Genomic DNA, 19,279 nt, shown 5'->3' with positions numbered 1-19,279 from the left:
ACAAATGCAAGACATCCTGATCAACTGGTCCCCGCAGGAGACCCGAGTGGCGCTGGTCGAGCACGGCGCGGTGCAGGAGCTCCATTTGGAGCGCACGCTGGAGCGCGGGCTGGTCGGCAATATCTACCTCGGCAAGGTGTCGCGGGTGCTTCCCGGGATGCAGTCGGCGTTCATCGACATCGGGCTCGACCGCACGGCTTTCCTGCACGTCGCCGACATCGTCGCGCCGTTCACGCCCGGATCGCGGCCGAGCTCTCCTGCGCCGGAGCGCGACCATCGCAACGGCGGCGCGATGGTGCCCATCGAGAAGCAGGTCTTCGAAGGGCAGTCGTTGCTGGTCCAGGTGATCAAGGACCCGATCGGGACCAAGGGCGCACGCCTCTCGACGCAGATCAGCATCGCGGGACGGCTGCTCGTTTTCCTGCCGCAGGACAACCACGTGGGCGTGTCCCAGAAGATCCCGCCCGATCTGCGCGACGCGCTGCGCACGCGCATGCAGGTGCTCATAGAGGCCGCCGCCGCGGCCGACAGCGGCGGCGTGGTGCCGGCGAACACGGGTGGCTTCATCCTGCGCACCAACGGCGAGGATTCGAGCGACGCCGAACTGGCCGAGGACATCGCCTACCTGCGCAAGATGTGGTCGCGCATTCGCGAACTCTCGTCGCGCATGCCACCCATGTCGCTGCTGCACCAGGACTTGAGCCTGCTGCAGCGGGTGCTGCGCGACATGACCAGCGAGGACACGCAGACGATCCGCATCGACTCGCGCGAGCAGTTCGATTCGCTGCTCAAGTTCGGGCTCGAATTCATGCCGCAGGCGGCCGGCAAGTTGCAGCTCTACAAGGGCGAGCGGCCGATCTTCGACCTCTATTCGATCGACGAGGAGATCGCGAAGGCGCTGGGCCGCCGTGTCGACCTGAAGTCGGGCGGCTACCTCGTGGTGGATCAGACCGAAGCGCTGACCACGGTCGACGTGAACACCGGCGGGTTTGTCGGCGCGCGCAATTTCGACGACACCATCTTCAAGACCAACCTGGAAGCCGCGCAGGCCATTGCGCGCCAGTTGCGGCTGCGCAATCTGGGCGGAATCATCATCGTCGATTTCATCGACATGGCGCGCGACGACCACCGTGAACAGGTGCTGGCGGAGTTTCGCAAGCAGCTCGCCCGCGATCGCGTCAAGACCACGGCCGGTGGCTTCTCGCAGCTGGGGCTGGTCGAGATGACGCGCAAGCGCACTCGCGAATCCCTGGCGCACATGCTGTGCGAGCCTTGCCTGGCCTGCGCAGGGCAGGGCATCGTGAAGACGGCGCGCAGCGTGGCCTACGACGTGCTGCGCGAGATCCTCCGCGAGGCGCGCCAGTTCACGCCGCGCGAGTTCCGCATCGTGTCGTCACCCCAGGTGATCGAGCTGTTCCTCGACGAGGAAAGCCAGCATCTCGCCGGCCTGAGCGATTTTATAGGCAAGCCGATCTCGCTCCAGGCAGAGCCCGCAATGGGCCAGGGTCAGTACGACATAGTCTTGCTATAGCGCCACCAGCCGGCGCTCTGCCTACAGCGTTGGGTCCTGACCGGGTTGTGCGCCTCGTACTGCGAGGTTTTGAAGTCGGGCATAGAGGCCGTCCAACGCCATCAACTGGGCATGGCTGCCTTGCTCGGCAATGCGGCCGTGGTCCATGACGACGATGCGATCCGCGTGCTGAATCGTCGACAGGCGATGGGCGACGATCAAGGTCGTGCGGCCTTGCATCAGGCGCTGCAGGGCCTCCTGCACGAGTCGTTCGGATTCGGTATCGAGCGCCGAAGTCGCCTCATCCAGCAGCAGGATCGGCGCGTTCTTGTAAAGGGCCCGCGCGATCGCGAGGCGCTGGCGCTGGCCGCCCGAGAGCTGGGTCGCGTTGTGGCCGAGCACTGTATCGATGCCGTTCGGCAGGCTGTCGACATGCACCGTCAGGTTGGCGGCCGCGACGCATTCGTCGACGCGGTCTCGATCGATCTCTGCGCCGAGCGCAACGTTGGCCGCCAGGGTGTCGTTGAGCATCACGACGTCCTGGCTCACCATCGCGAACTGCGCACGCAGGCTCTTGAGTTGCCATTGGCCGATGTCGTGGCCATCGAGCAGCACCTGGCCTGCACTCGGCAGCACGAAACGCGGCAGCAGGTTGACCAGCGTGGTCTTGCCCGATCCGGACGGGCCGACGAAGGCGACGGTCTCGCCGGGATCGATCGTCAGATCGACGTCGTCGAGCGCGCGCGCCTCGTCCTCGCCGCGGTAGTTGACGCGCACCTTGCGCAACTCGATGCGACCCTCGGCGCGTTGCGCCTCGTAGCGGCCCTGGGGTTCGGCGCCGACGCTGTCGACCAGTTCGAGCCCGCGCTCGAGTGCCGCAAGTCCGCGCGTGATCGGGTTCGCCATGTCGGCGAGCCTGCGGATCGGCGCGATCAACATCAGCATCGCCGCGATGTAGGCGACGAAGCCACCGACAGTCAGCCCCTGCTCGTTGCTCTGCCAGAGCGCAATCACGACCACCACCGACAGCGCGACGGCGGCAAGCAGCTGCGTGAGCGGTGTCATTGCAGCCGACGCGATGGTCGACTTGACCGCCAATCGGTTGAGACTGTGGCTCAGGCGCTCGAAGCGGTCGGTCTGGCTTGCCTCGGCGTTGTGCAGCCTGACCACCCGGTGCGCCAGGACGTTCTCCTCGACGACGTAAGCGAGTTCGTCTGTGGCGATCTGGCCGAGCCGGGTCAAGTGATAGAGCCGCTTGGACAGCACCTTCATGATCCAGCCGACGCCGGGCACAAGCACGCCGACGATCAGCGTGAGCTTCCAGTTCAGATAGAGCAGATAGAACAGCAGCGCAATCAGCGTCAAGCCGTCGCGCGAAAGGCCCAGCAGAGCTTGAACCAGCAGCATGCCGCCGGTCTGTACTTCATACACAACCGTGTTCGACAGCGTGCTGGCCGACTGCCGCGAGAACAGGGCAAGTTCGGCTGCAAGGAGCTTCTGGAACAGCATGCGCCGAAGCCGCTGCATGCCCTCGTTGGCTATTCGCGCGAGTGCATATTGCGAAATGAACTGTGCGAGCCCGCGCACTGCGAAGAGCAGGATCATCGCCACGGGCACGATCCACAGCGCGAGTTGCCCGCGCGTGAACCCGCGATCCAGCAGCGGTTTCACGAGCGCAGGCATCAACGGCTCGGTCAGGGCGGCAATGAGAGCGGTAAAGAATCCGAGACCCCACCAGCGGCGCGAGCCACCAAACCAGGTCATCAGGCGCGCGAGTCGTCGCGTCAACGGGGGGCGCGCTACTTCGGCGACGGGGGAGGGCTGCATGGCGGCGCATTCTACGGGCGCGTCTTGTGTAGGACCGGGGCGAATTCATACACGTTTTGTGACGCCGTGACCATTGCAATGTGTACCATGTGAGACCTTTCCGTCCGAGACAAGAAACTAAATCCTCGGAACCCTCTCCGAACTGCATGAAAAAGCCGTTGCAAGACTTTCCCCCAGCCCCTTCTTCATCGTTCTTCGCTCGCCGCGCCTTGATTGCGGCCCTTGCCGCCTCCCCAGTACTGCCTTCATTCGCCCAGTTTCGGGTCGAGGTGTCGGGTGTTGGCGTGACGCAGTTGCCGATCGCGCTCGCCCCGTTCAAGGGGGAGGACGGTTCGCCGCAGAAGATTTCCGCGATCGTCCAGGCCGACCTCGAGCGCAGCGGGCAGTTCCGCGGCGTCGATGCCTCCGGGCAGTCCCTGGATGAAAGTTCCCGTCCCGACCTGAGCCTGTGGCGTCAGCGCACGGCTGACTCGTTGGTCGTGGGCAGCGTCAACAAACTCGCCGATGGCCGCTACGACGTGCGCTTCCGTCTCTGGGATGTGGTGCGCGGTCAGGACCTCGGTGGCCAGAGCTATACCGTGCCGCAGGGAGACCTACGCCTTGCGTCGCACCGGATCGCGGACTATGTCTATGAAAAGCTGACCGGCGAGAAGGGCATCTTCTCGACACGCATCGCCTATATCACCAAGGGCGGTAGCCGCCACACGCTGTGGGTGGCCGACGCAGACGGCGAGAACGCCCAAGCCGCGCTGGCCAGCCCGGAGCCGATCATTTCCCCGCGCTGGTCGCCCAACGGTACTCAACTCGCTTACGTATCCTTCGAATCTCGCAAGCCGGTGGTGTACGTGCACAACGTGGCCAGCGGTCAGCGGCGCCTCGTCGCCAACTTCAAGGGCAACAATAGCGCGCCGGCGTGGTCGCCCGATGGCAGCACGCTCGCCGTCACCTTGAGCCGCGACGGCGTCTCGCAGATCTACACCATCCCGTCGAGCGGCGGCGAACCGAGACGCCTCACGCAAAGCCCCAGCATCGACACCGATCAGGTGTATTCGGCGGACGGCAGCTCGATCTACTTTGTGAGTGATCGCGGCGGTGCTCCGCAGATCTACAAGATGGGCGCCAGCGGCGGCAACCCGACTCGGGTGACTTTCAGCGGCACCTACAACATTTCTCCGGCAATCAGCGGCGATGGCCGGTGGTTGGCCTACATCTCGCGCGTGGGGGGCGGGTTCAAACTCCACGTGATGGAATTGGCGACGGGCAACGTGCAGGCAATCACCGACACGACCGCCGATGAGCGTCCCAGTTTCGCGCCGAACAGCAAGCTCGTCGTCTACGCCACACGGCTGCAAGGCCGCGAAGCGCTGATGACCACGACGCTGGACGGAAAAATAAAAGCTCGCCTGGCGGGACAGGCCGGAGACATCCGCGAACCGGACTGGGGTCCGTTTCAAAAGCAATGATTAACTTGAGGAGTTCGAAAATGTTGAAACGTACGATTTATTCGTTGGCCATCGTGGCGCTGATTGCGGGTTGCTCGTCGGGCACGAAGCTCAACGACACGCCGGTGGTCGACCGCAATGCAGGGCAGGGCTCGGGTGGGGCGGCCAGTGGCGTCGCACCGGTCAGCATCGACCCGAATGCGCAGACCGCGCAGGGCCCGGTCGGCGTTGCACGAATCATCTACTTCGACTTCGACAGCTACACCGTCAAGCCTGAGTTCCAGCAACTCATTGACGGCCATGCGCGCTTCCTCAAGGCGAACCCGAATCGTCGCATCTCCATCGAAGGGCACACCGACGAACGCGGTGGTCGCGAATACAACCTGGCGCTGGGCCAGAAACGTTCCGAAGCCGTGCGTCGCTCGCTGGTGCTCCTGGGTGTTTCCGACAGCCAGATCGAAGCTGTGAGCTTCGGCAAGGAAAAGCCGGCGGCCCAAGGCTCGGGTGAGGATGCCTGGGCGCAAAACCGTCGCGCTGAAATCACCTACCGTTGATCATGCGCGGTGTTTCATTGCGAGGGGCTGCCCTCGCAGCCGCTTTGATGTGCGCCTCTCTCGGTGCGCAGGCTGCGCTGTTCGAGGACGATGAGGCGCGTCGCGCCATCCTCGACCTGCGGCAGCGCGTCGAAGCCATGCGCTTGCAGAGTGAGCAACGGCAGAACGACGAAAACGCCCAATTGCGCCGCAGCCTGCTCGATCTACAAAACCAGATCGAGCAGATGCGCGGCGAATTGGCGCGCATGACCGGACAGAACGAACAACTCACGCGAACGCTGACTGAAATGCAGCAGCGCCAGACGGAAGTCGACGACAAGCTCAAGAAGAACGAGCCCTCGAAGGTGGCCGTCGATGGTCGCGAGTTCACGGCCGATCCGCGCGAGAAGGCCGACTTCGATGCGGCATTGGGCATCTTCAGGGCTGGCCAGTTCGCGCAGGCGCAGACGGCGTTTGCCGAGTTCGTCAAACGTTATCCGCAAAGCGGCTACAACGCGTCCGCGCTGTTCTGGCTCGGCAATGCGCAGTACGCGACACGCAACTACAACGAGGCTATCGCCAACTTCAGGTCCATGCTGTCGCTGGCACCTGATCACGCGAAGGCGCCTGAAGCCGTGTTGTCCATCGCCAACTGCCAGATCGAACTGAAGGACACGCGTGCGGCGCGCCGCACGCTGGAAGATCTGACCAAGGCCTATCCGCAGTCGGAAGCTGCACAGGCAGGGCGCGAGCGCCTCTCGCGCCTTCGCTAACGTCGGCTGGATCTTGTCGAGCACTGTTGTTTCTCCCGTCGCCAAGACGGACGACGCCGATCTGGCCCGCCGCTTCGGCGGGCTTGAGCGTCTCTACGGCGTGGCAGGGGCGGCGGCCATTCGCGATGCGCACGTGCTGGTCGCTGGCATCGGCGGCGTCGGCTCGTGGGCCGTCGAAGCGCTGGCGCGAAGCGGAGTGGGGCGACTGACACTGGTCGATCTCGATCACATCGCTGAATCCAACATCAACCGGCAGATCCATGCGCTGGATGCCACCGTGGGTCAAGCCAAGGTCGAGGCGATGCGCGACCGGATCGCGCAGATCAATCCCGCCTGCAAGGTGCTTGCGCTCGACGAGTTCGTGGAGCCGGGCAATTGGCACCAGCTGCTTGCCACGGCACAAGCAGCGAACGGCCCGGCTACTGCGGTCATCGATGCTTGCGACCAGGTGCGCGCCAAGGTGGCCATGGCTGCATGGGCACGCGAGGCAGGTGCCGGCTTCATCACGGTGGGGGCGGCGGGCGGCAAGCGCCTGGCGCACAAGGTCGACATCGATGACCTCGCACTGGTCACCCACGATCCCTTGCTTGCACAGCTTCGCCAGCGTCTGCGCAAGGAGCATGGCGCTCCGCGCGAGGGCCGCAAGATCGGCGTGAACTGCGTCTTCAGCCGCGAAAGCGTCGCGCCACCCGACGCTTCATGCGCAGTGGAGGGCGATGGCTCGCTCAACTGCCACGGCTACGGATCCGTGGTGAGCGTGACCGCCACCTTCGGACAATGTGCTGCAGGCTGGATTCTCGACAGGATTGCCCGAGAAGCCACGCTATAATCTCAGGCTTTGCCGGATTCAATGCCGGTGAAGATCAGGTCAAAGAAATTGGTATTGGGACGTTAGCTCAGTTGGTAGAGCAGCGGACTTTTAATCCGTTGGTCACTGGTTCGAATCCAGTACGTCCTACCAGAAACCACGCGCCAGCACTAGAAAGCCTGCTACAAAAACAGTAGCGGGCTTTTTATTTTCCGGCTCCGTATCCACTTTTTCGCCTGATGGCCCGAAGTCTGAACCGGTAGTCGCCTTTGCGCAGCGCCTACAACGCCAAGGGCTTTTTTGAGAAGCACACTGTATCGGCCCAGGGCAGAAATTCTCAACGGGAAATGGAAGTTTCCGGAGGCACAGCCAGCCCAGTAGTTGGCGAAAAGTTGCAGTCCGGGCTCGCGCCATTGCGGCCTACCTTCGCAGTGACGTATCTGTTGATCGGTGACTGGCTCGTGTCAGGTGCGGTGGCGCTCATCGAGCCATGCATGAACACCGTGGCGTTTTACTTCCACGAGCTCTTCTGGGCGACGCGCAAGGAGCGGCAGGAGGCTGGGCTCGCTCCGCTTACCGCGTGATCGGCACCCTCGCGGTCGTCTTCGCCCGCCATTGAGGACATTCCCGGCAAGCTCCACGTGGGCCGCTCAGTCCACCACAGCGTCGGCCCGCCGGAGCAAGGAATGCGGGATGATGACCCCGAGATCGTTCGCCGACTTGCGATTGATCACCAACTTGAAAAGTGTCGGCTGCTCTATCGGAAGATCTCCAGCCTTTTCGCCCCGCAGAATGCGCGCAATTTGCTTGGCTGATTGACGCCACATACCGGAGATTTTCCGCCCGTACGACATGAGACCGCCGGCGTCTGGCACCTCGCGGAATGCGAACATCGACGGCAGCCGCCTCGATGGTGCCGTCGTTGCGGGGCGCGTGTCCGGTGCCGTTGGTGGCGGACATCCCGAAGGCCTGGTCCAAGTTCAACTCGATCACGCCGGTAGCGGTGTTCGTCACGACCGATCGATTGCTGGCCTGCACGAACAGGCCGCCGCCCTGAAGAGTGTTCAGCGTGATGCGCCCTGCATTGATCAGGCTGTTGCCTTTGCTGTTAGAGGCCAGCATGCCGGCGGCGAGGTCGCCCGAGATGGTGATCGTCCCCCGAACTCGTTGTGCAGGACGTTGTTGGCTCCGACGGCGACAAAGCTCAGCGCGTTGAACCCGTTCGTCGCGAGCGTTCCGAAGTTGCGAAGCGTGGCGTTCTCGCCCAGAGCGACCACGCCGATGGTGCTGGCTATCGGCTCGATGGGTCAATGGGGCGAGGCGTTGGCGACCCGAGTGGCCTGTGTGCGGCCTCCCGCCGCAGCCCCAGTCTTTTCTATCATCCTCCTTCGCGATTGCGCAAGCGAAGGTACAGATTTCGTGGGCCTGTGCCCCTCGGGGCAAAGGCCCGATCCTATCTGTGCATTACTTTTGGAACTTGGTTGGCTGAACTTGCGTTGCGATTTTCGATCTTCTATGCACGATCAAGATCGGCGCTTGATCCGCCACAATTTCCGTTCTGCCTCTTGAAGCCCATGCAACTCAACACTTTCTCCATCCTTCCGGTCGTCTTCGCAATTGCCGCGGGCGCTCTGGTTCCCAATTCGGTGTCCTTTGCGGCCTCCCACGCCACCAAGCATGCAACCCAAAAGAAGCCCACGCCCGACGCGCCTGCCCCCACGCCGTTAGCTGGACAGACCGCTGTTGCCGGCGGGACCCCGGCGATCGCCGCCAAGGCATGGTTGCTGATGGACTTCGACTCTGGCGAGGTGCTCGCCTCGGCCAACCCCGACGAACCGCTGCCGCCGGCCTCACTGACCAAGATGATGACCAGTTTCCTGGTCGAACAGGCACTTCGCTCGGGCAAGCTCAAGAAGGACGACCTTGTTTCGGTCAGTCAGACTGCCTGGTGCCGCGGCTCGAGCACTGAGTCATGCATGTACCTGCCGCTGAACAGCCAGGCCACGGTGGTCGACATCCTGCGCGGCATCATCATCCAGTCGGGCAACGACGCGTCCAAGGCAATCGCCGAGCATATGGCCGGCTCCGAAGAGGGCTTCGCCAAGCTCATGAATGCCGAAGCCAAGCGCCTCGGGATGACGCACACGAATTTTGTGAACGCGACGGGCCTGCCCGACCCGGAGCACAAGGCGTCTGCGCGGGACCTCGCGATCCTGGCGCGTGCGATCATCCGCGACAGTTCCGACTACTACCCGATCTACGCCGAGCGCGAATTCAAGTACAACGGCATCAAGCAGGGAAATCGCAATGCCCTGCTCTATACCGATCCAACGGTTGACGGATTGAAGACCGGCCACACCCAGGAGGCCGGCTACTGTCTCGTCACTTCGTCCAAACGCAACGGGATGCGCCTGATCACGGTGATCCTCAACACCAACAGCGCGCAGGCCCGTGCCGACCAGACGCGTACGTTGCTCGGGTGGGGCTTCGGCAACTTCGAGAAGGCCACTCCCATTCAGCCGAACACGGTCGTCACGACGGCCAAGGTCAACTTTGGCAAGGCTGATACTGTTGCTGCGGCTCTGGGATCGCCATGGACGGTGACCGTGCCGCGCGGCCAGCAAGTGCAGACTTCGGTGCAGGTCAAGCCTGACCTGGAGGCACCGGTGGCAAAGGGTGCGGTGATCGGGAAGGTGGTCGCGAGTTCAAACGGCAAGCCGGTGGGAGAAGCGCCGCTGATCGCGCAGGCCGATGTGGAACGCGCAGGCTTCATGCTGCGCACGTGGCAACGCGTGGCCAAGTTGTTTGGCAAGTGAAGCACGCATGGCGCAAGGCCATTGCACCCTGGTTGCAGGTGCTGTTCAAACCCGGCGGCCTTAGATGCATGCTGGCGCGGTAACTGACCGGAGATGGCCAGTTTTGCCCTGAGCAACTGAGCAGCAGGTAGAGCGGGTCAGCGCTTCTTCGTAGCGGCCTTCTTCGCCGCCATCTTCCTGGCAGCCGGCTTCCGCCGCGCGGCCGCGCCGGCCTTCCGCAGGACGGCCTCCCAGGCCAGGCAGGCCCAGCGTGCCGCTTCTTCGCGGTCTTCGTAGATTTCGGGCGGCGCTTCTACGTACGAGGTCGGTGTCAGCTTGCCCGAGCGCATGTACTCGAAGGGTGCGAGCCCTTTCGCCTCGAACTGAGCCCGGCTCTCCTCGTCGGTCTTGAGGTACAGGCGCTCGCCGCTCACTAGGCCGAACATGCGCCCCTCGTGGAAGATGCCGTGGCCTCCGAACATGGGGCGGGCCGACACGCGGCCGAAGCGCTCGAACACTTCGGGAAGTTCCTCGGCCAGCCTCAACGTGCCCACAGCTCACTATCGAGGTCCTCGGGACCCCAACCCTCACTTTGTTCAGGTGTGAAATCACGGGAGGCAATCCCATGGATGGCCGTGAAACGAACGCGGAGCAGCGCAGGTTCATCACCGACACCGAATCGACGAATTCTCATGAAAATCCTTGTGCCGACTTGAGATGGACCGAGAGTCTGTCACATCCGCTCTGCATCGCGACCGGCCGTGAACTCACGATTCGCGATTCGGATGTTGCTGCGACCGACCTGGCTTTGGAGAAAGGGGATGACCTCGTCAATGGGCAGTTGGTCCCCGACTTTCCGATGAACTTCTATCAGCACCTTGGGACGCCTCGCTCCACAAACTGCTCCAAAAGCACGACTTGCGCCCGGTCCTGCATGAGAAGGCCATGTTCGTCAACGAGGTTGGTCCACTCCGTCGCGCAGCGACAGAGCCAGGTTGCCGCGCTGAACATGCTTGGGCGGCGCCAACCTTTTGACATCAGCCCGTTCTTCTGGAGCCAGCACTACGACGTTGCCATTCAGTACGTGGGTCATGCCGAATGCTGGGACTCGATCCAAAAGCGGCTGCGCGCGGCGGCAGTATCAGCCGGCCTGACGGGGGTCTTCTGTCCGATGAACTTGCCCTTGTTCCTTGGCTCGCAGCGACACGTCGACTAGGCGCCGGCAGGCGGTGTCTACCAGCCGGTGTGGCGGCCACTGGAGGAACGCATCACGATGCGAAGAAGGTCGCGCAGCCAATGTCGGGTCAGACTGAACTCGAACCTTCGGCGAACTCGCGGCCGGGTGCCTGGCAACGACATTGAAGAGATAGCGGCGCCAGGAACGTCGCTCCGGGCGATCCAAATGGATACCGACTTGTTCAGGTCTTGCGCCAACGTTGGCAAAGAGGCCGCAGTTCGCGGGGCAGGTCGGCGCTGACCGTCTTCGGGAGGGCTAATCCGGAACGAACTTCGCCTTGAACTTCGCAACGTCATCCGCCTGTTCCAGGGTCACGAGTTGGCCCATCTTGCCGTCAGAGAGTCGGCAGGCGGCGAATAGGCTGTAGCGGCCCCTCAGGCCATAACTCGGGAGGTCGATAAGCGCGTATGGCTGCGGCACGAACACTTGGTGTTCGAACACTACCCGGTGCACGTTACGTGGCGAGGGGAAGAGCTTGTAGTCGGTGGTCTCGAAGGACCTTGCAGTAGCCATTTCGCAATTCTCGCTCCAATGACGGTTGCATGCCTTGGTCAATGCGAGAAAGGCGCTAGCCGACTCCCTCCGGTGCAGGGCTCCAGGAGATTCGACATGTCGAATGTCGTCAAGGAGTTCATCAAGAGAGGTCCGGTTGTGGCCCGACTCTAGCCGGTCGTGGCTGCGAGTGTTCGCGCCTGTAATTCGACCTTATTGCCAGTTTCGCGCAGCCACCGGAAGCTGCTCGCTCGCAAACCTGCGCGAACGGGCCTTCGCGTTAGCGCTGGCATCAGGCCGCCGTAGCCGGCGGGGCGGGAATCGAGATGACGTTCGAGACGCAGCTCGGGTTGTTGGTGGCAGGTGTCTTGAAGCCGCAACTTCCGTATAGGGAACGAAGCCGCCAAGTCGCTTCGAACATCCGTTTTCCCAAGGCCGCCACTTCCGCAAAGGCCCCATTGCGGCTGTACGGATTTCCCCGAAGCGGGCGTTCAACTTCGGGAGGCTGTGAGGGCTCTTGCGGCACGAGATTGTTGACCGCAGCGTGGTCAGTGCGCACGCGCTTCGCAAGCCGAAAGCGTGCTGCTCGTGGGCAGGCGTACGACTTCACTCTGGTCTGGCTCCTTTGTAGACTGTGTTCATGGCCGCAATGCTTTTCAACTCGGACCGTCACGAACCGCTTGTCCCCGACGCCTGGGACGAAGCAATTGCTCGTAGGAAGATTGAGCAAATTGTTGACGACGCGGACGCTCGGTTCTCCCCAGAACTGCTCTGGCCGACCCACCCCAACGACAGTTCAGAGTGCGCGCCTTCTTACATGCTTTACTGGGGTGCATGCGGCGTGTTGTGGGCCCTTCGCTATTTGGAGGTTCGGGGCGCCTGCCGCCTGAAGAGAGACTACGCCCCCTACGTGAAATCGCTCCTCGAGCCCAATCGAAAGCAAATGGGCCACGAGGCCGGGAAGCCATTTGGCAGCTACCTCATGGGAGACACGGGCATTCAGCTGCTACAGCAGTGGCATGCACCTTCTAGCGAGACATGCTCCGAACTCATCAAACTTGTGGAGGCGACGCGCGACCATCCCGCGCGAGAACTGATGTGGGGTGCGCCAGGCACACTCTTGGCCTCCCTGTTCCTGCATCAGCAGACGGGCGATGCCGTCTGGTCGGAGCTCTACCGTACGACGGCCCAGCAGCTTTGGTCGCAGCTTCACTGGTCAGTAGAACATGGCTGTCACTACTGGACGCAGGACTTGTATGGCAAGACCTACACATTCTTGGATGCGATTCACGGGTTCGTGGCAACGGCTGCCGTTCTTATCAATGGACGACATCTCCTCACTCCTGCGGCTTGGTCCGAATGGCAGGAGTGCATCGCCAACACCGTACGCCAGACGGTCGAGTGCGACCGGGGTAGAGCAAACTGGCGCGCGAGACTCGACGGCTCACCCCTCAGCGAGTCGCCCGGTCTTGTCCAGTTTTGCCACGGTGCACCGGGATTCGTGATTTGTCTCGCGGACTTCCCGTCGGATAGCCTCGATGACCTGCTTGTGGCTGGCGGGGAGACCACTTGGAGCGCGGGTCCACTGCGCAAGGGGTCTAACTTGTGCCATGGCACCGGGGGCAACGGCTACGCATTCTTGAAGCTGTATCGGCGTTTTGGCGGAAGCATGTGGCTGGAACGGGCTCGGGCTTTCGCCATGCACGGTATCCACCAGACTGAACGCGACCTCGCCCAGTTTGGCCAATTGCGCTATTCGTTGTGGACGGGGGACCTGGGTTTTGCGGTGTATCTCTTGGACTGCATCGAAGGTACGGACCGATTTCCGACGCTTGACGTCTTCTTTGAGAGCTAGTGCCCGAACACCTTGGGCAGTCAGACTTTCATGAGAAGCCCATGTCAGTGGCTCGCTGGGGGCATGTAGAGACGCTGCCTGCACCCGGAGCTCGTGCGGAATCGCTAGCCCCGACGCATCCGCGGTCATTCGATTGATGACCAGATCGATTTTCATGGGCTGCTGGATGGGCAGATCCCCTGGCCTCTCGCCCTTGTAAATCTGTCGAAACCGGCTCGCTCTTGATCACCTCTATATTTCCAGTATGATGGAAATATGGAAGAAAATGATGCTGTTCGATCGCTTGCTGCATTGGCTCAAGGCGCTCGCCTGAGGGTATTCCGTGCTCTGGTGATCGCCGGCCACCAAGGCATGACACCCGGCGTGATGGCTGAGGGATCCGGCATCCCGCCCGCAACGCTGTCTTTCCATCTTAAAGAGCTGATGAACGCAGGCCTGGTAAGCCAGGAGCGCCAAGGCCGCAAGCTCATCTATCGGGCCTCGTTCGACCGAATGAATGCGTTGCTGGGCTATCTCGCCGAGAACTGCTGCCAGGGCGAGGCATGCGCCGTGGACGCGGCAACCACCTGTTCGTGCTGAAGGAAGCTATCGATGAAACGATTACATGTGCACCTGAAGGTGCAAGACCTGCCGGCAACCTGAGACGCGACATGAGCGAAACCCAACCGATCAACGTGCTGTTTCTCTGCACCCACAATTCGGCGCGGAGCATCCTGGCCGAGGCGACCCTGAATCACTTGGCTGATGGGCGCTTCAAAGCCTTTTCGGCCGGCAGCAGCCCCCGTGAGAACCAGCAGCCCAATCCGATGGCGCTGGACATTCTGCACAAGGCCGGCATCTCGACCGAGGGACTGCACAGCAAGAGTTGGGATGAGTTCGGAAAGCTTGACGCCCCGCACATGGACCTTGTCATCACCGTGTGCGACAACGCTGCGGGCGAGGTGTGCCCGTACTGGCCGGGGCAACCGGCGACTGCGCACTGGGGCTATGCGGACCCTTCGGAGGTCGAGGGCTCGCCGGAGCAGAAGCTGGACGCCTTTCGCTTGACGCTGCATGCCATCCGGCGCCGCCTGGAGTTGCTCGTGAACCTGCCACTGGCCAGTGTGGACAAGTTGATGCTCCAGACGCAGGCGCGAGAGCTGGCCGGGAAGTCATGACGCTCTGGCGCAAGGCGCTGGCCGAGCTGCTGGGCACGGCCGGTTTGCTGTGCGCAGTCGTGGGCTCGGGCATCATGGCCGAGCGCCTTGCAGGGGGCAACGTGGCCATTGCGCTGCTCGCCAACACGCTGGTCACGGTGTTCGCGCTCTACGTTTTGATCGAGGTGCTTGGCCCGGTCAGTGGTGCGCACTTCAACCCGGCCGTCAGCGCCATCATGACGCTGCGCCGCGAACTGCCCGTGGCGAGCCTGGGCGTCTATCTGGCAGCTCAGTTGACAGGCGCGCTGTTGGGCGCCTGGCTGGCCAACGCCATGTTCGACCTGAGTGTGCTCCAGTGGAGTGCCAAGGTGCGTAGCGGCTGGGGGCAATGGCTGGCTGAACTGGTGGCGACATCGGGCCTGGTGCTGGTGATCCTCCGTGCGCCGGCAGGCAAGGTCGCGCAGTTGGTGGCCTGCTACATCGGCGCGGCCTACTGGTTCACGTCCAGCACCTCCTTCGCCAATCCGGCGGCGGTGTTCGGGCGCATGTTCAGCGACAGCTTTGCCGGGATCGCCCCTGCCAGTGCAACGGGCTTCGTGGTGGCCGAATTGATCGGCGCCGCAGTCGGTTTTTCCGTCTATCGATTGTTGCCCCCGGCTTCGGCCTAGGTTCGTCATTTTCGGCCCCCGCGCCTATTGCCGCCCGGGCTGCGCTTGGCGCAGTTGGTCGCCATTTATCTTCTCACCGAGACGTCGCATTACCCACCGGGTTCTATCGGCAGCTGGTGACATCGCTCCGAGATCGATAGCCACTCGCCGCTCGTCGACATACCTGATGGCCGCTGAACCGAGCAAGGTGGGCACAAGGTCGGCATGCATCGCCTTGGCTTCATGGTTGGCACGGAGCCGTTCCCAACGCGCGGAGTTGCTGGCGCGCCATTCATCGCTCGCCCACATTACGGCCGGGACTGTCGTATCCCAGCGGGTCGGATCTTTCAGCGCGTGCTGAAAAAGCTTTCGTCCGTCGTCAAGCAGGTTCTCGCCATGGTCAGCCGTGTACATCACGAAGGACGAGCCGCCCGCCTGCGCTGCCTCCGAGATCACAGCATCGACGAATCGGAGGGATTCGGCCACAGCGTTGTCGTAGGCGCGGATGAAATCCGGCAGGGTGGAATCATCTGGGAGTTCAGAAAGTTTCGAGCAGTCGGCCTGAAAAGCAGCTGTTGCAGGCTCATAGCGATCGCAGTACGAAAAGTGTGCGCCGTAGGTATGCACCACGATCAATTTCTTGGGCGCGTTCTGCGCGAACGCCAATCTGAGCGATGGCAGAAGGCTTTCTCGATCGGTCCTCTTTATCGTTACGAACATGTCGGTGTTGGCGTCAGGCCATGCAATGCCTCTTTCCTGGACGGCAATCCAATAGGTGTGAAATCCAGCTTCCTCGAAAGCCTTCATGAACGTTGCGTCCTTGCTGACCCGAAATGCACCGCCAGGCATTTCGCGCGAGATGAGCAGAGGGACCGACGTATGCGTGCTGCTGGATCCGGACGTCACATCGCAATAGATGATCGCGTCTTGATGGCTGATGCCGACCTGCTTTTGGCCTCCGCATGCGCCGAGCCGGTCGGCACGCACTGATTCCCCGATGATGAGGATGTATGTCTCAGTCTGCGGGTGAAGTCCTGGCAACTGCGAGGCGCCCCAACTCGCGGACGCCGAACGAGGGTTGGTGGGCGCATAGGGCAACGCCGTCGAGATGAAGTCGTCACGGCCGATCGCAGAAGCCGCGGCCACGGAAATCACATTCAGCGGCCACGCGCGCAGCACGGTGTCATGAAAGACGGCGCCACATGTGACTGCGGCGAAAGTGATTGCCGCAAGGGTGGCCGAAGGCCACTTCCCGCGCCCCGTCCGGGCTGACGGAGTGCGAAACAACACCCAGATCGGCATGGCGAGCAGGACCGCGGTCAGGGCTATCCAGTGGGCATGAGGCTGAATTACTGGCCACGCTTCGTGTGGGTCCGGCCGAATCAAGGCCGCCTCGAGGAGGTTGACATCGCGTAGCAGGTCAGCCCCCACGGCTAGAACGCCGAACAGCGCCGGGACGTATGTGAGGACCAGGAATACTCGAAGCCCTAGGATCGCCCGAAGTAAGCCAAAGAACACTGCGGTTGCGGCAAGGAGGTAGGCGGCTCCAAGATCACGGACGTGCGTGGATGAAAAGATCGTCAGGGCCGGGATCAGCAGGATCGCGCCCCACACATAGTCGATCAGACTGACGACGCCGTGCTGTCTGTTTGCCGTTGACGCAGATGCTGCATGCGCCTCCCGGGGATCGCTATGTTGCTCCATGACCTTCTACGCGGATAACGGCATTCTGGCCAAGATGCCTGGCGACCTGATCGCTCGCGGTAGAAGACATTGCCGTCGGCAGGGGCTGGCCAGCCTGAGAAGATGTCTGTACTGACACGAGACCGGCCAGTTGACCATTAGTCGGGCTTGATCTTAGCCTTGGCAATGACAGGCTTCCAGCGCTGCTGCTCTGATTCGATGAAGCGCGCGAACTCGGCGGCCGTGCTGCCGACCGCTATCGCGGCCTCTGACTCGAAGAGCTTCAATGCCGCCGGCTCCTTGACGGCACGCGCTGCGGCCGCCGAGAGTTTATCGGCGTGTGCCTGAGGCAATGACGCTGGCGCAAGAAGCCCATACCACTGCGTCATTTCGAAGCCGGGGTAGCCCTGCTCGGCCACTGTCGGGACATCGGGCAATTGCGCCAGCCGCTGGCTCGTTCCTGTGGCAATGCAGCGCACCTTTCCCGATTTGATGAACGCCATCACGGCCGGTGCGCCGACCGCGGCGGCATCCACGCGACCGCCCATCAAATCGGTGAGTTGGGGCCCGGTGCCTCGGTACGCGACGTGAAGAATGTTGGTGTCGCTCACCATCTTCAGGTATTCAAAGGCGAGGTGGCCCGCGCTGCCGTTGCCAGCGGAGCCGTAGTTCAACTCGCCTGGCTTGGATTTGGCCAAGGCTATGAACTCCTTGAGATTTTTGGCGGGCAGATCGGGGCGCACGACGTACAGGCTTGGCACTTTCGAGAGCAGCGAGATCGGCCTGAACGCCTTTTCCGGGTCGTAGGGCAACTTGGGAAAGATGTAAGGATTGACCGCGATGGTGCCGATGTGGCCGAGCACTAGCGTGTGCTGGTCTTCGGCGCGAGCCACTTCGCTCATTGCGACATTGCCGGCACCCCCGGGCTTGTTGTCGACATAGACGCTCTGGCCCAGCAGCTTGGTCAGCTCTGCAGCGGTGGCACGGGCCACGATTTCCGAACTTCCGCCCGGTGCGAAGGGCACTACCAGGCGGATCGATCTGCTCGGCCAAGCGGCCTGGGCCCTTGCCGCCAGTGGCAACATCGCCGCGGCAGGCAACGCGGCGCCCAGGCACAGGGCGCTGCGACGGGTCAAACGAAAAGTGTTCATGGTGATTCTCCTTGGTTGATCTCAGGCGACGCGGACCGGCACGGCGGCGGTTGCCACTGGAAGGGATGCAGCCGCATCGCGCGCTTGGCTGCGGCCCATCCAGAGGACGATCGCGGCGCCCGTTCCCGTCAGAACCGCGAGCGGCAGCAGCGCCAGGGGATAGCTCCCGGTCGCGTCCTTGATGGCGCCCAGCATCCATGTGGCGCTCGAGGTGCCGATGTGGGCCAGTGTGTTGATGGCGGCGATGCCGGCTGCCGCGCTGCCTGCCGAAAGCCATTCGGTCGATAGCGCCCAGAATGGACCCTTGATCGAGTAGGTGCCCACGAGAACGAAGGTCAGCAGGACCATCGTGGCGGCCAGCGAGCCGGCGGTGAGCTGTGTCGCCAGCAGGCAGGCGGAGGTCAGGGCCAAGGGCAATGCCGTGTTCCAGATGCGCTCGCCCGACTTGTCGGCGCGGCGGCCCCACAGCACCATGATGACGGACGCCACGGCGAAGGGAATGCCGTTCATCAGGCCCGTCTCCATGGTGGTGAGTCCGAGGGACTTCAGTATCTGCGGCTGCCACAGCGAGAGCGCGTTGCTGGTGGCAGAGCTACCGGCGTACACGACCGCGAGCGCCAGCACGTACTTGTTCTTCAGGATCTGCAGCACCGACATGTGGGCGACGGGCTTGGCCTCCTGCTTTTCGGACTCCAACCGGGCGTTGAGCCAGTCGCGCTGTTCACCGGTCAACCATTTCGCGTTGTCGGGGCGATTCGGCAGGATGAAGAAGACCATGACGCCCAGCACCACGGCAGGAATCGCCTCCAGGATGAAGAGCCATTGCCAGCCGCGCAATCCCAGCCAGCCATCGGTGCCCAACAGGGCGGCCGAGATCGGAGAGCCAAGCAGGCTCGAGATCGGGATCGCCACCATGAACGTGGCCACGATGCGGCCGCGGTACTGCTTGGGGAACCAATAGGTCAGGTACAGGATGACGCCCGGAAAGAACCCGGCTTCGGCAGCCCCCAGGAGGAACCGGCCCAGGTAGAACGAGTACGGGCCGACGGCGAACGCGGCCAGTGCTCCGACGATGCCCCAGGTGACCATGATCCGCGCGATCCACAGCCGCGCACCGAATTTCTGCAGCGCGAGGTTGCTGGGGATCTCGAACAGGATGTAGGCAATGAAGAACAGGCTGCCGCCCAGCCCGAACATCGCCTGCGAGAGGCCCAGGTCCTTGTTCATCTGCAGTGCCGCGAAGCCGGCGTTGACGCGGTCCACGTAGGCGATGAAGTAGCAGAGCATCAGGAAAGGCAGGATGCGCAGGGCGACCCGCCGCATGGTGGCTTTCTCCAGGGCCGATTTTTCAGCGGGCTGCGACGCGAGGGAATGGGTGTTCATCGAAGTT

At 62.7% G+C, this 19,279-nt stretch carries 20 protein-coding genes and 1 tRNA gene; 14 read left to right on the top strand and 7 right to left on the bottom strand.

The features are described from left to right. The first annotated feature begins 4 nt into the window (after positions 1 to 4). On the top strand, positions 5 to 1,531 hold the full coding sequence (gene rng / locus QTI24_RS05625) for a ribonuclease G (RefSeq protein WP_286598880.1): 1,527 nt from the start codon (positions 5 to 7) through the stop codon (positions 1,529 to 1,531). A gap of 21 nt (positions 1,532 to 1,552) precedes the next feature. Here rng and msbA read toward each other — a convergent pair whose 3' ends face one another. Beyond that, positions 1,553 to 3,337, bottom strand: a complete 1,785-nt coding sequence (gene msbA / locus QTI24_RS05620) for a lipid A export permease/ATP-binding protein MsbA (protein ID WP_286598878.1) — start codon at positions 3,335 to 3,337, stop codon at positions 1,553 to 1,555. A 146-nt stretch (positions 3,338 to 3,483) separates the two neighbouring features. On the opposite strand from msbA, the gene tolB reads away from it, so the two are divergent. The 6 genes from tolB (at position 3,484) to QTI24_RS05590 (ending at position 7,477) form a co-directional block, all read left to right on the top strand. Then, a complete protein-coding gene (gene tolB / locus QTI24_RS05615; protein WP_503011205.1) occupies positions 3,484 to 4,800 on the top strand; it encodes a Tol-Pal system beta propeller repeat protein TolB in 1,317 nt (438 codons plus the stop codon). 20 nt (positions 4,801 to 4,820) lie between these two features. Then, the gene (pal, locus tag QTI24_RS05610; RefSeq protein WP_286598876.1) at positions 4,821 to 5,333 is read left to right on the top strand and encodes a peptidoglycan-associated lipoprotein Pal; all 513 of its coding nucleotides are present in this window, start codon (positions 4,821 to 4,823) and stop codon (positions 5,331 to 5,333) included. Between the two features lie 2 nt (positions 5,334 to 5,335). After that, entirely contained in the window at positions 5,336 to 6,085 is a 750-nt protein-coding gene (gene ybgF, locus QTI24_RS05605) for a tol-pal system protein YbgF (RefSeq protein ID WP_286598874.1), read from the top strand. Between the two features lie 13 nt (positions 6,086 to 6,098). Continuing rightward, positions 6,099 to 6,914 carry a tRNA threonylcarbamoyladenosine dehydratase gene (locus tag QTI24_RS05600; protein WP_286598873.1) on the top strand — a complete coding sequence of 272 codons (816 nt, stop codon included), beginning with the start codon at positions 6,099 to 6,101 and terminating at the stop codon, positions 6,912 to 6,914. A gap of 56 nt (positions 6,915 to 6,970) precedes the next feature. Continuing rightward, positions 6,971 to 7,046: transfer RNA gene (locus tag QTI24_RS05595), tRNA-Lys, on the top strand. A gap of 116 nt (positions 7,047 to 7,162) precedes the next feature. After that, entirely contained in the window at positions 7,163 to 7,477 is a 315-nt protein-coding gene (locus QTI24_RS05590) for a DUF2061 domain-containing protein (protein ID WP_286598872.1), read from the top strand. A gap of 66 nt (positions 7,478 to 7,543) precedes the next feature. Here the strand turns inward: QTI24_RS05590 and QTI24_RS05585 are convergent, their stop codons facing one another. Next, positions 7,544 to 7,786: an ABC transporter substrate binding protein gene (locus QTI24_RS05585; protein ID WP_286598871.1), complete on the bottom strand. Its 243-nt coding sequence runs from the start codon at positions 7,784 to 7,786 to the stop codon at positions 7,544 to 7,546. On the opposite strand from QTI24_RS05585, the gene QTI24_RS05580 reads away from it, so the two are divergent. Together QTI24_RS05580 and QTI24_RS05575 are read left to right on the top strand one after the other, a co-directional pair. Beyond that, positions 7,777 to 7,950, top strand: coding sequence for a hypothetical protein (locus tag QTI24_RS05580; RefSeq protein ID WP_286598869.1), 174 nt, complete (start codon positions 7,777 to 7,779; stop codon positions 7,948 to 7,950). The genes QTI24_RS05585 and QTI24_RS05580 overlap by 10 nt on opposite strands. A 112-nt stretch (positions 7,951 to 8,062) precedes the next feature. Continuing rightward, a complete protein-coding gene (locus QTI24_RS05575) occupies positions 8,063 to 9,709 on the top strand; it encodes a D-alanyl-D-alanine carboxypeptidase family protein (RefSeq protein WP_286598867.1) in 1,647 nt (548 codons plus the stop codon). A 137-nt stretch (positions 9,710 to 9,846) separates the two neighbouring features. Here the strand turns inward: QTI24_RS05575 and QTI24_RS05570 are convergent, their stop codons facing one another. Beyond that, on the bottom strand, positions 9,847 to 10,242 hold the full coding sequence (locus QTI24_RS05570) for a TfoX/Sxy family protein (RefSeq protein WP_286598865.1): 396 nt from the start codon (positions 10,240 to 10,242) through the stop codon (positions 9,847 to 9,849). 71 nt (positions 10,243 to 10,313) lie between these two features. Here QTI24_RS05570 and QTI24_RS05565 point away from each other — a divergent pair, with 71 nt between their 5' ends. Next, positions 10,314 to 10,904 (top strand): hypothetical protein, encoded by a 591-nt coding sequence (locus tag QTI24_RS05565; RefSeq protein ID WP_286599308.1) that lies wholly within the window; start codon positions 10,314 to 10,316, stop codon positions 10,902 to 10,904. A gap of 276 nt (positions 10,905 to 11,180) precedes the next feature. Here the strand turns inward: QTI24_RS05565 and QTI24_RS05560 are convergent, their stop codons facing one another. Next, positions 11,181 to 11,438, bottom strand: a complete 258-nt coding sequence (locus QTI24_RS05560) for a hypothetical protein (RefSeq protein ID WP_286598864.1) — start codon at positions 11,436 to 11,438, stop codon at positions 11,181 to 11,183. A gap of 619 nt (positions 11,439 to 12,057) precedes the next feature. Here QTI24_RS05560 and QTI24_RS05555 point away from each other — a divergent pair. The 4 genes from QTI24_RS05555 to QTI24_RS05540 all read left to right on the top strand — a co-directional run bounded on the left by QTI24_RS05555 (position 12,058) and on the right by QTI24_RS05540 (position 15,076). Next, entirely contained in the window at positions 12,058 to 13,272 is a 1,215-nt protein-coding gene (locus QTI24_RS05555) for a lanthionine synthetase C family protein (protein ID WP_286598862.1), read from the top strand. 255 nt (positions 13,273 to 13,527) lie between these two features. Next, entirely contained in the window at positions 13,528 to 13,851 is a 324-nt protein-coding gene (locus tag QTI24_RS05550) for an ArsR/SmtB family transcription factor (protein WP_286598861.1), read from the top strand. Positions 13,852 to 13,922: 71 nt separating this feature from the next. Next, positions 13,923 to 14,429, top strand: coding sequence for an arsenate reductase ArsC (locus tag QTI24_RS05545; RefSeq protein ID WP_286598860.1), 507 nt, complete (start codon positions 13,923 to 13,925; stop codon positions 14,427 to 14,429). Then, positions 14,426 to 15,076, top strand: a complete 651-nt coding sequence (locus QTI24_RS05540) for an aquaporin (protein WP_286598859.1) — start codon at positions 14,426 to 14,428, stop codon at positions 15,074 to 15,076. The genes QTI24_RS05545 and QTI24_RS05540 overlap by 4 nt, the downstream gene beginning before the upstream one ends. Before the next feature lie 24 nt (positions 15,077 to 15,100). Here QTI24_RS05540 and QTI24_RS05535 read toward each other — a convergent pair whose 3' ends face one another. From QTI24_RS05535 to QTI24_RS05525, 3 genes are all read right to left on the bottom strand, one after another. Next, a complete protein-coding gene (locus QTI24_RS05535) occupies positions 15,101 to 16,759 on the bottom strand; it encodes a sulfatase-like hydrolase/transferase (protein ID WP_286598858.1) in 1,659 nt (552 codons plus the stop codon). Positions 16,760 to 16,896: 137 nt separating this feature from the next. Continuing rightward, entirely contained in the window at positions 16,897 to 17,889 is a 993-nt protein-coding gene (locus tag QTI24_RS05530) for a Bug family tripartite tricarboxylate transporter substrate binding protein (RefSeq protein WP_286598857.1), read from the bottom strand. 21 nt (positions 17,890 to 17,910) lie between these two features. Then, complete coding sequence (locus QTI24_RS05525) at positions 17,911 to 19,272, bottom strand: MFS transporter (protein WP_286598856.1); 1,362 nt, start codon at positions 19,270 to 19,272, stop codon at positions 17,911 to 17,913. Between the last annotated feature and the right edge of the window lie 7 nt (positions 19,273 to 19,279).

It is taken from the genome of Variovorax sp. J22P240 (assembly GCF_030316855.1).
Lineage (GTDB): Bacteria > Pseudomonadota > Gammaproteobacteria > Burkholderiales > Burkholderiaceae_C > Variovorax.
This window is presented reverse-complemented; position numbering and strand designations above follow the sequence as displayed.

Excerpts from the sequence above, each read along its gene's own strand:
- QTI24_RS05525 (WP_286598856.1), bottom strand. The coding sequence starts at position 19,272 with ATGAACACCCATTCCCTCGCGTCGCAGCCCGCTGAAAAATCGGCCCTG.
- QTI24_RS05585 (WP_286598871.1), bottom strand. The coding sequence starts at position 7,786 with ATGTTCGCATTCCGCGAGGTGCCAGACGCCGGCGGTCTCATGTCGTAC.
- rng (WP_286598880.1), top strand. The coding sequence starts at position 5 with ATGCAAGACATCCTGATCAACTGGTCCCCGCAGGAGACCCGAGTGGCG.
- ybgF (WP_286598874.1), top strand. The coding sequence starts at position 5,336 with ATGCGCGGTGTTTCATTGCGAGGGGCTGCCCTCGCAGCCGCTTTGATG.
- QTI24_RS05565 (WP_286599308.1), top strand. The coding sequence starts at position 10,314 with ATGGATGGCCGTGAAACGAACGCGGAGCAGCGCAGGTTCATCACCGAC.
- tolB (WP_503011205.1), top strand. The coding sequence starts at position 3,484 with ATGAAAAAGCCGTTGCAAGACTTTCCCCCAGCCCCTTCTTCATCGTTC.
- QTI24_RS05550 (WP_286598861.1), top strand. The coding sequence starts at position 13,528 with ATGGAAGAAAATGATGCTGTTCGATCGCTTGCTGCATTGGCTCAAGGC.
- QTI24_RS05545 (WP_286598860.1), top strand. The coding sequence starts at position 13,923 with ATGAGCGAAACCCAACCGATCAACGTGCTGTTTCTCTGCACCCACAAT.
- QTI24_RS05540 (WP_286598859.1), top strand. The coding sequence starts at position 14,426 with ATGACGCTCTGGCGCAAGGCGCTGGCCGAGCTGCTGGGCACGGCCGGT.
- QTI24_RS05555 (WP_286598862.1), top strand. The coding sequence starts at position 12,058 with ATGGCCGCAATGCTTTTCAACTCGGACCGTCACGAACCGCTTGTCCCC.
- QTI24_RS05530 (WP_286598857.1), bottom strand. The coding sequence starts at position 17,889 with ATGAACACTTTTCGTTTGACCCGTCGCAGCGCCCTGTGCCTGGGCGCC.
- QTI24_RS05560 (WP_286598864.1), bottom strand. The coding sequence starts at position 11,438 with ATGGCTACTGCAAGGTCCTTCGAGACCACCGACTACAAGCTCTTCCCC.
- QTI24_RS05580 (WP_286598869.1), top strand. The coding sequence starts at position 7,777 with ATGCGAACATCGACGGCAGCCGCCTCGATGGTGCCGTCGTTGCGGGGC.
- msbA (WP_286598878.1), bottom strand. The coding sequence starts at position 3,337 with ATGCAGCCCTCCCCCGTCGCCGAAGTAGCGCGCCCCCCGTTGACGCGA.
- QTI24_RS05535 (WP_286598858.1), bottom strand. The coding sequence starts at position 16,759 with ATGGAGCAACATAGCGATCCCCGGGAGGCGCATGCAGCATCTGCGTCA.
- pal (WP_286598876.1), top strand. The coding sequence starts at position 4,821 with ATGTTGAAACGTACGATTTATTCGTTGGCCATCGTGGCGCTGATTGCG.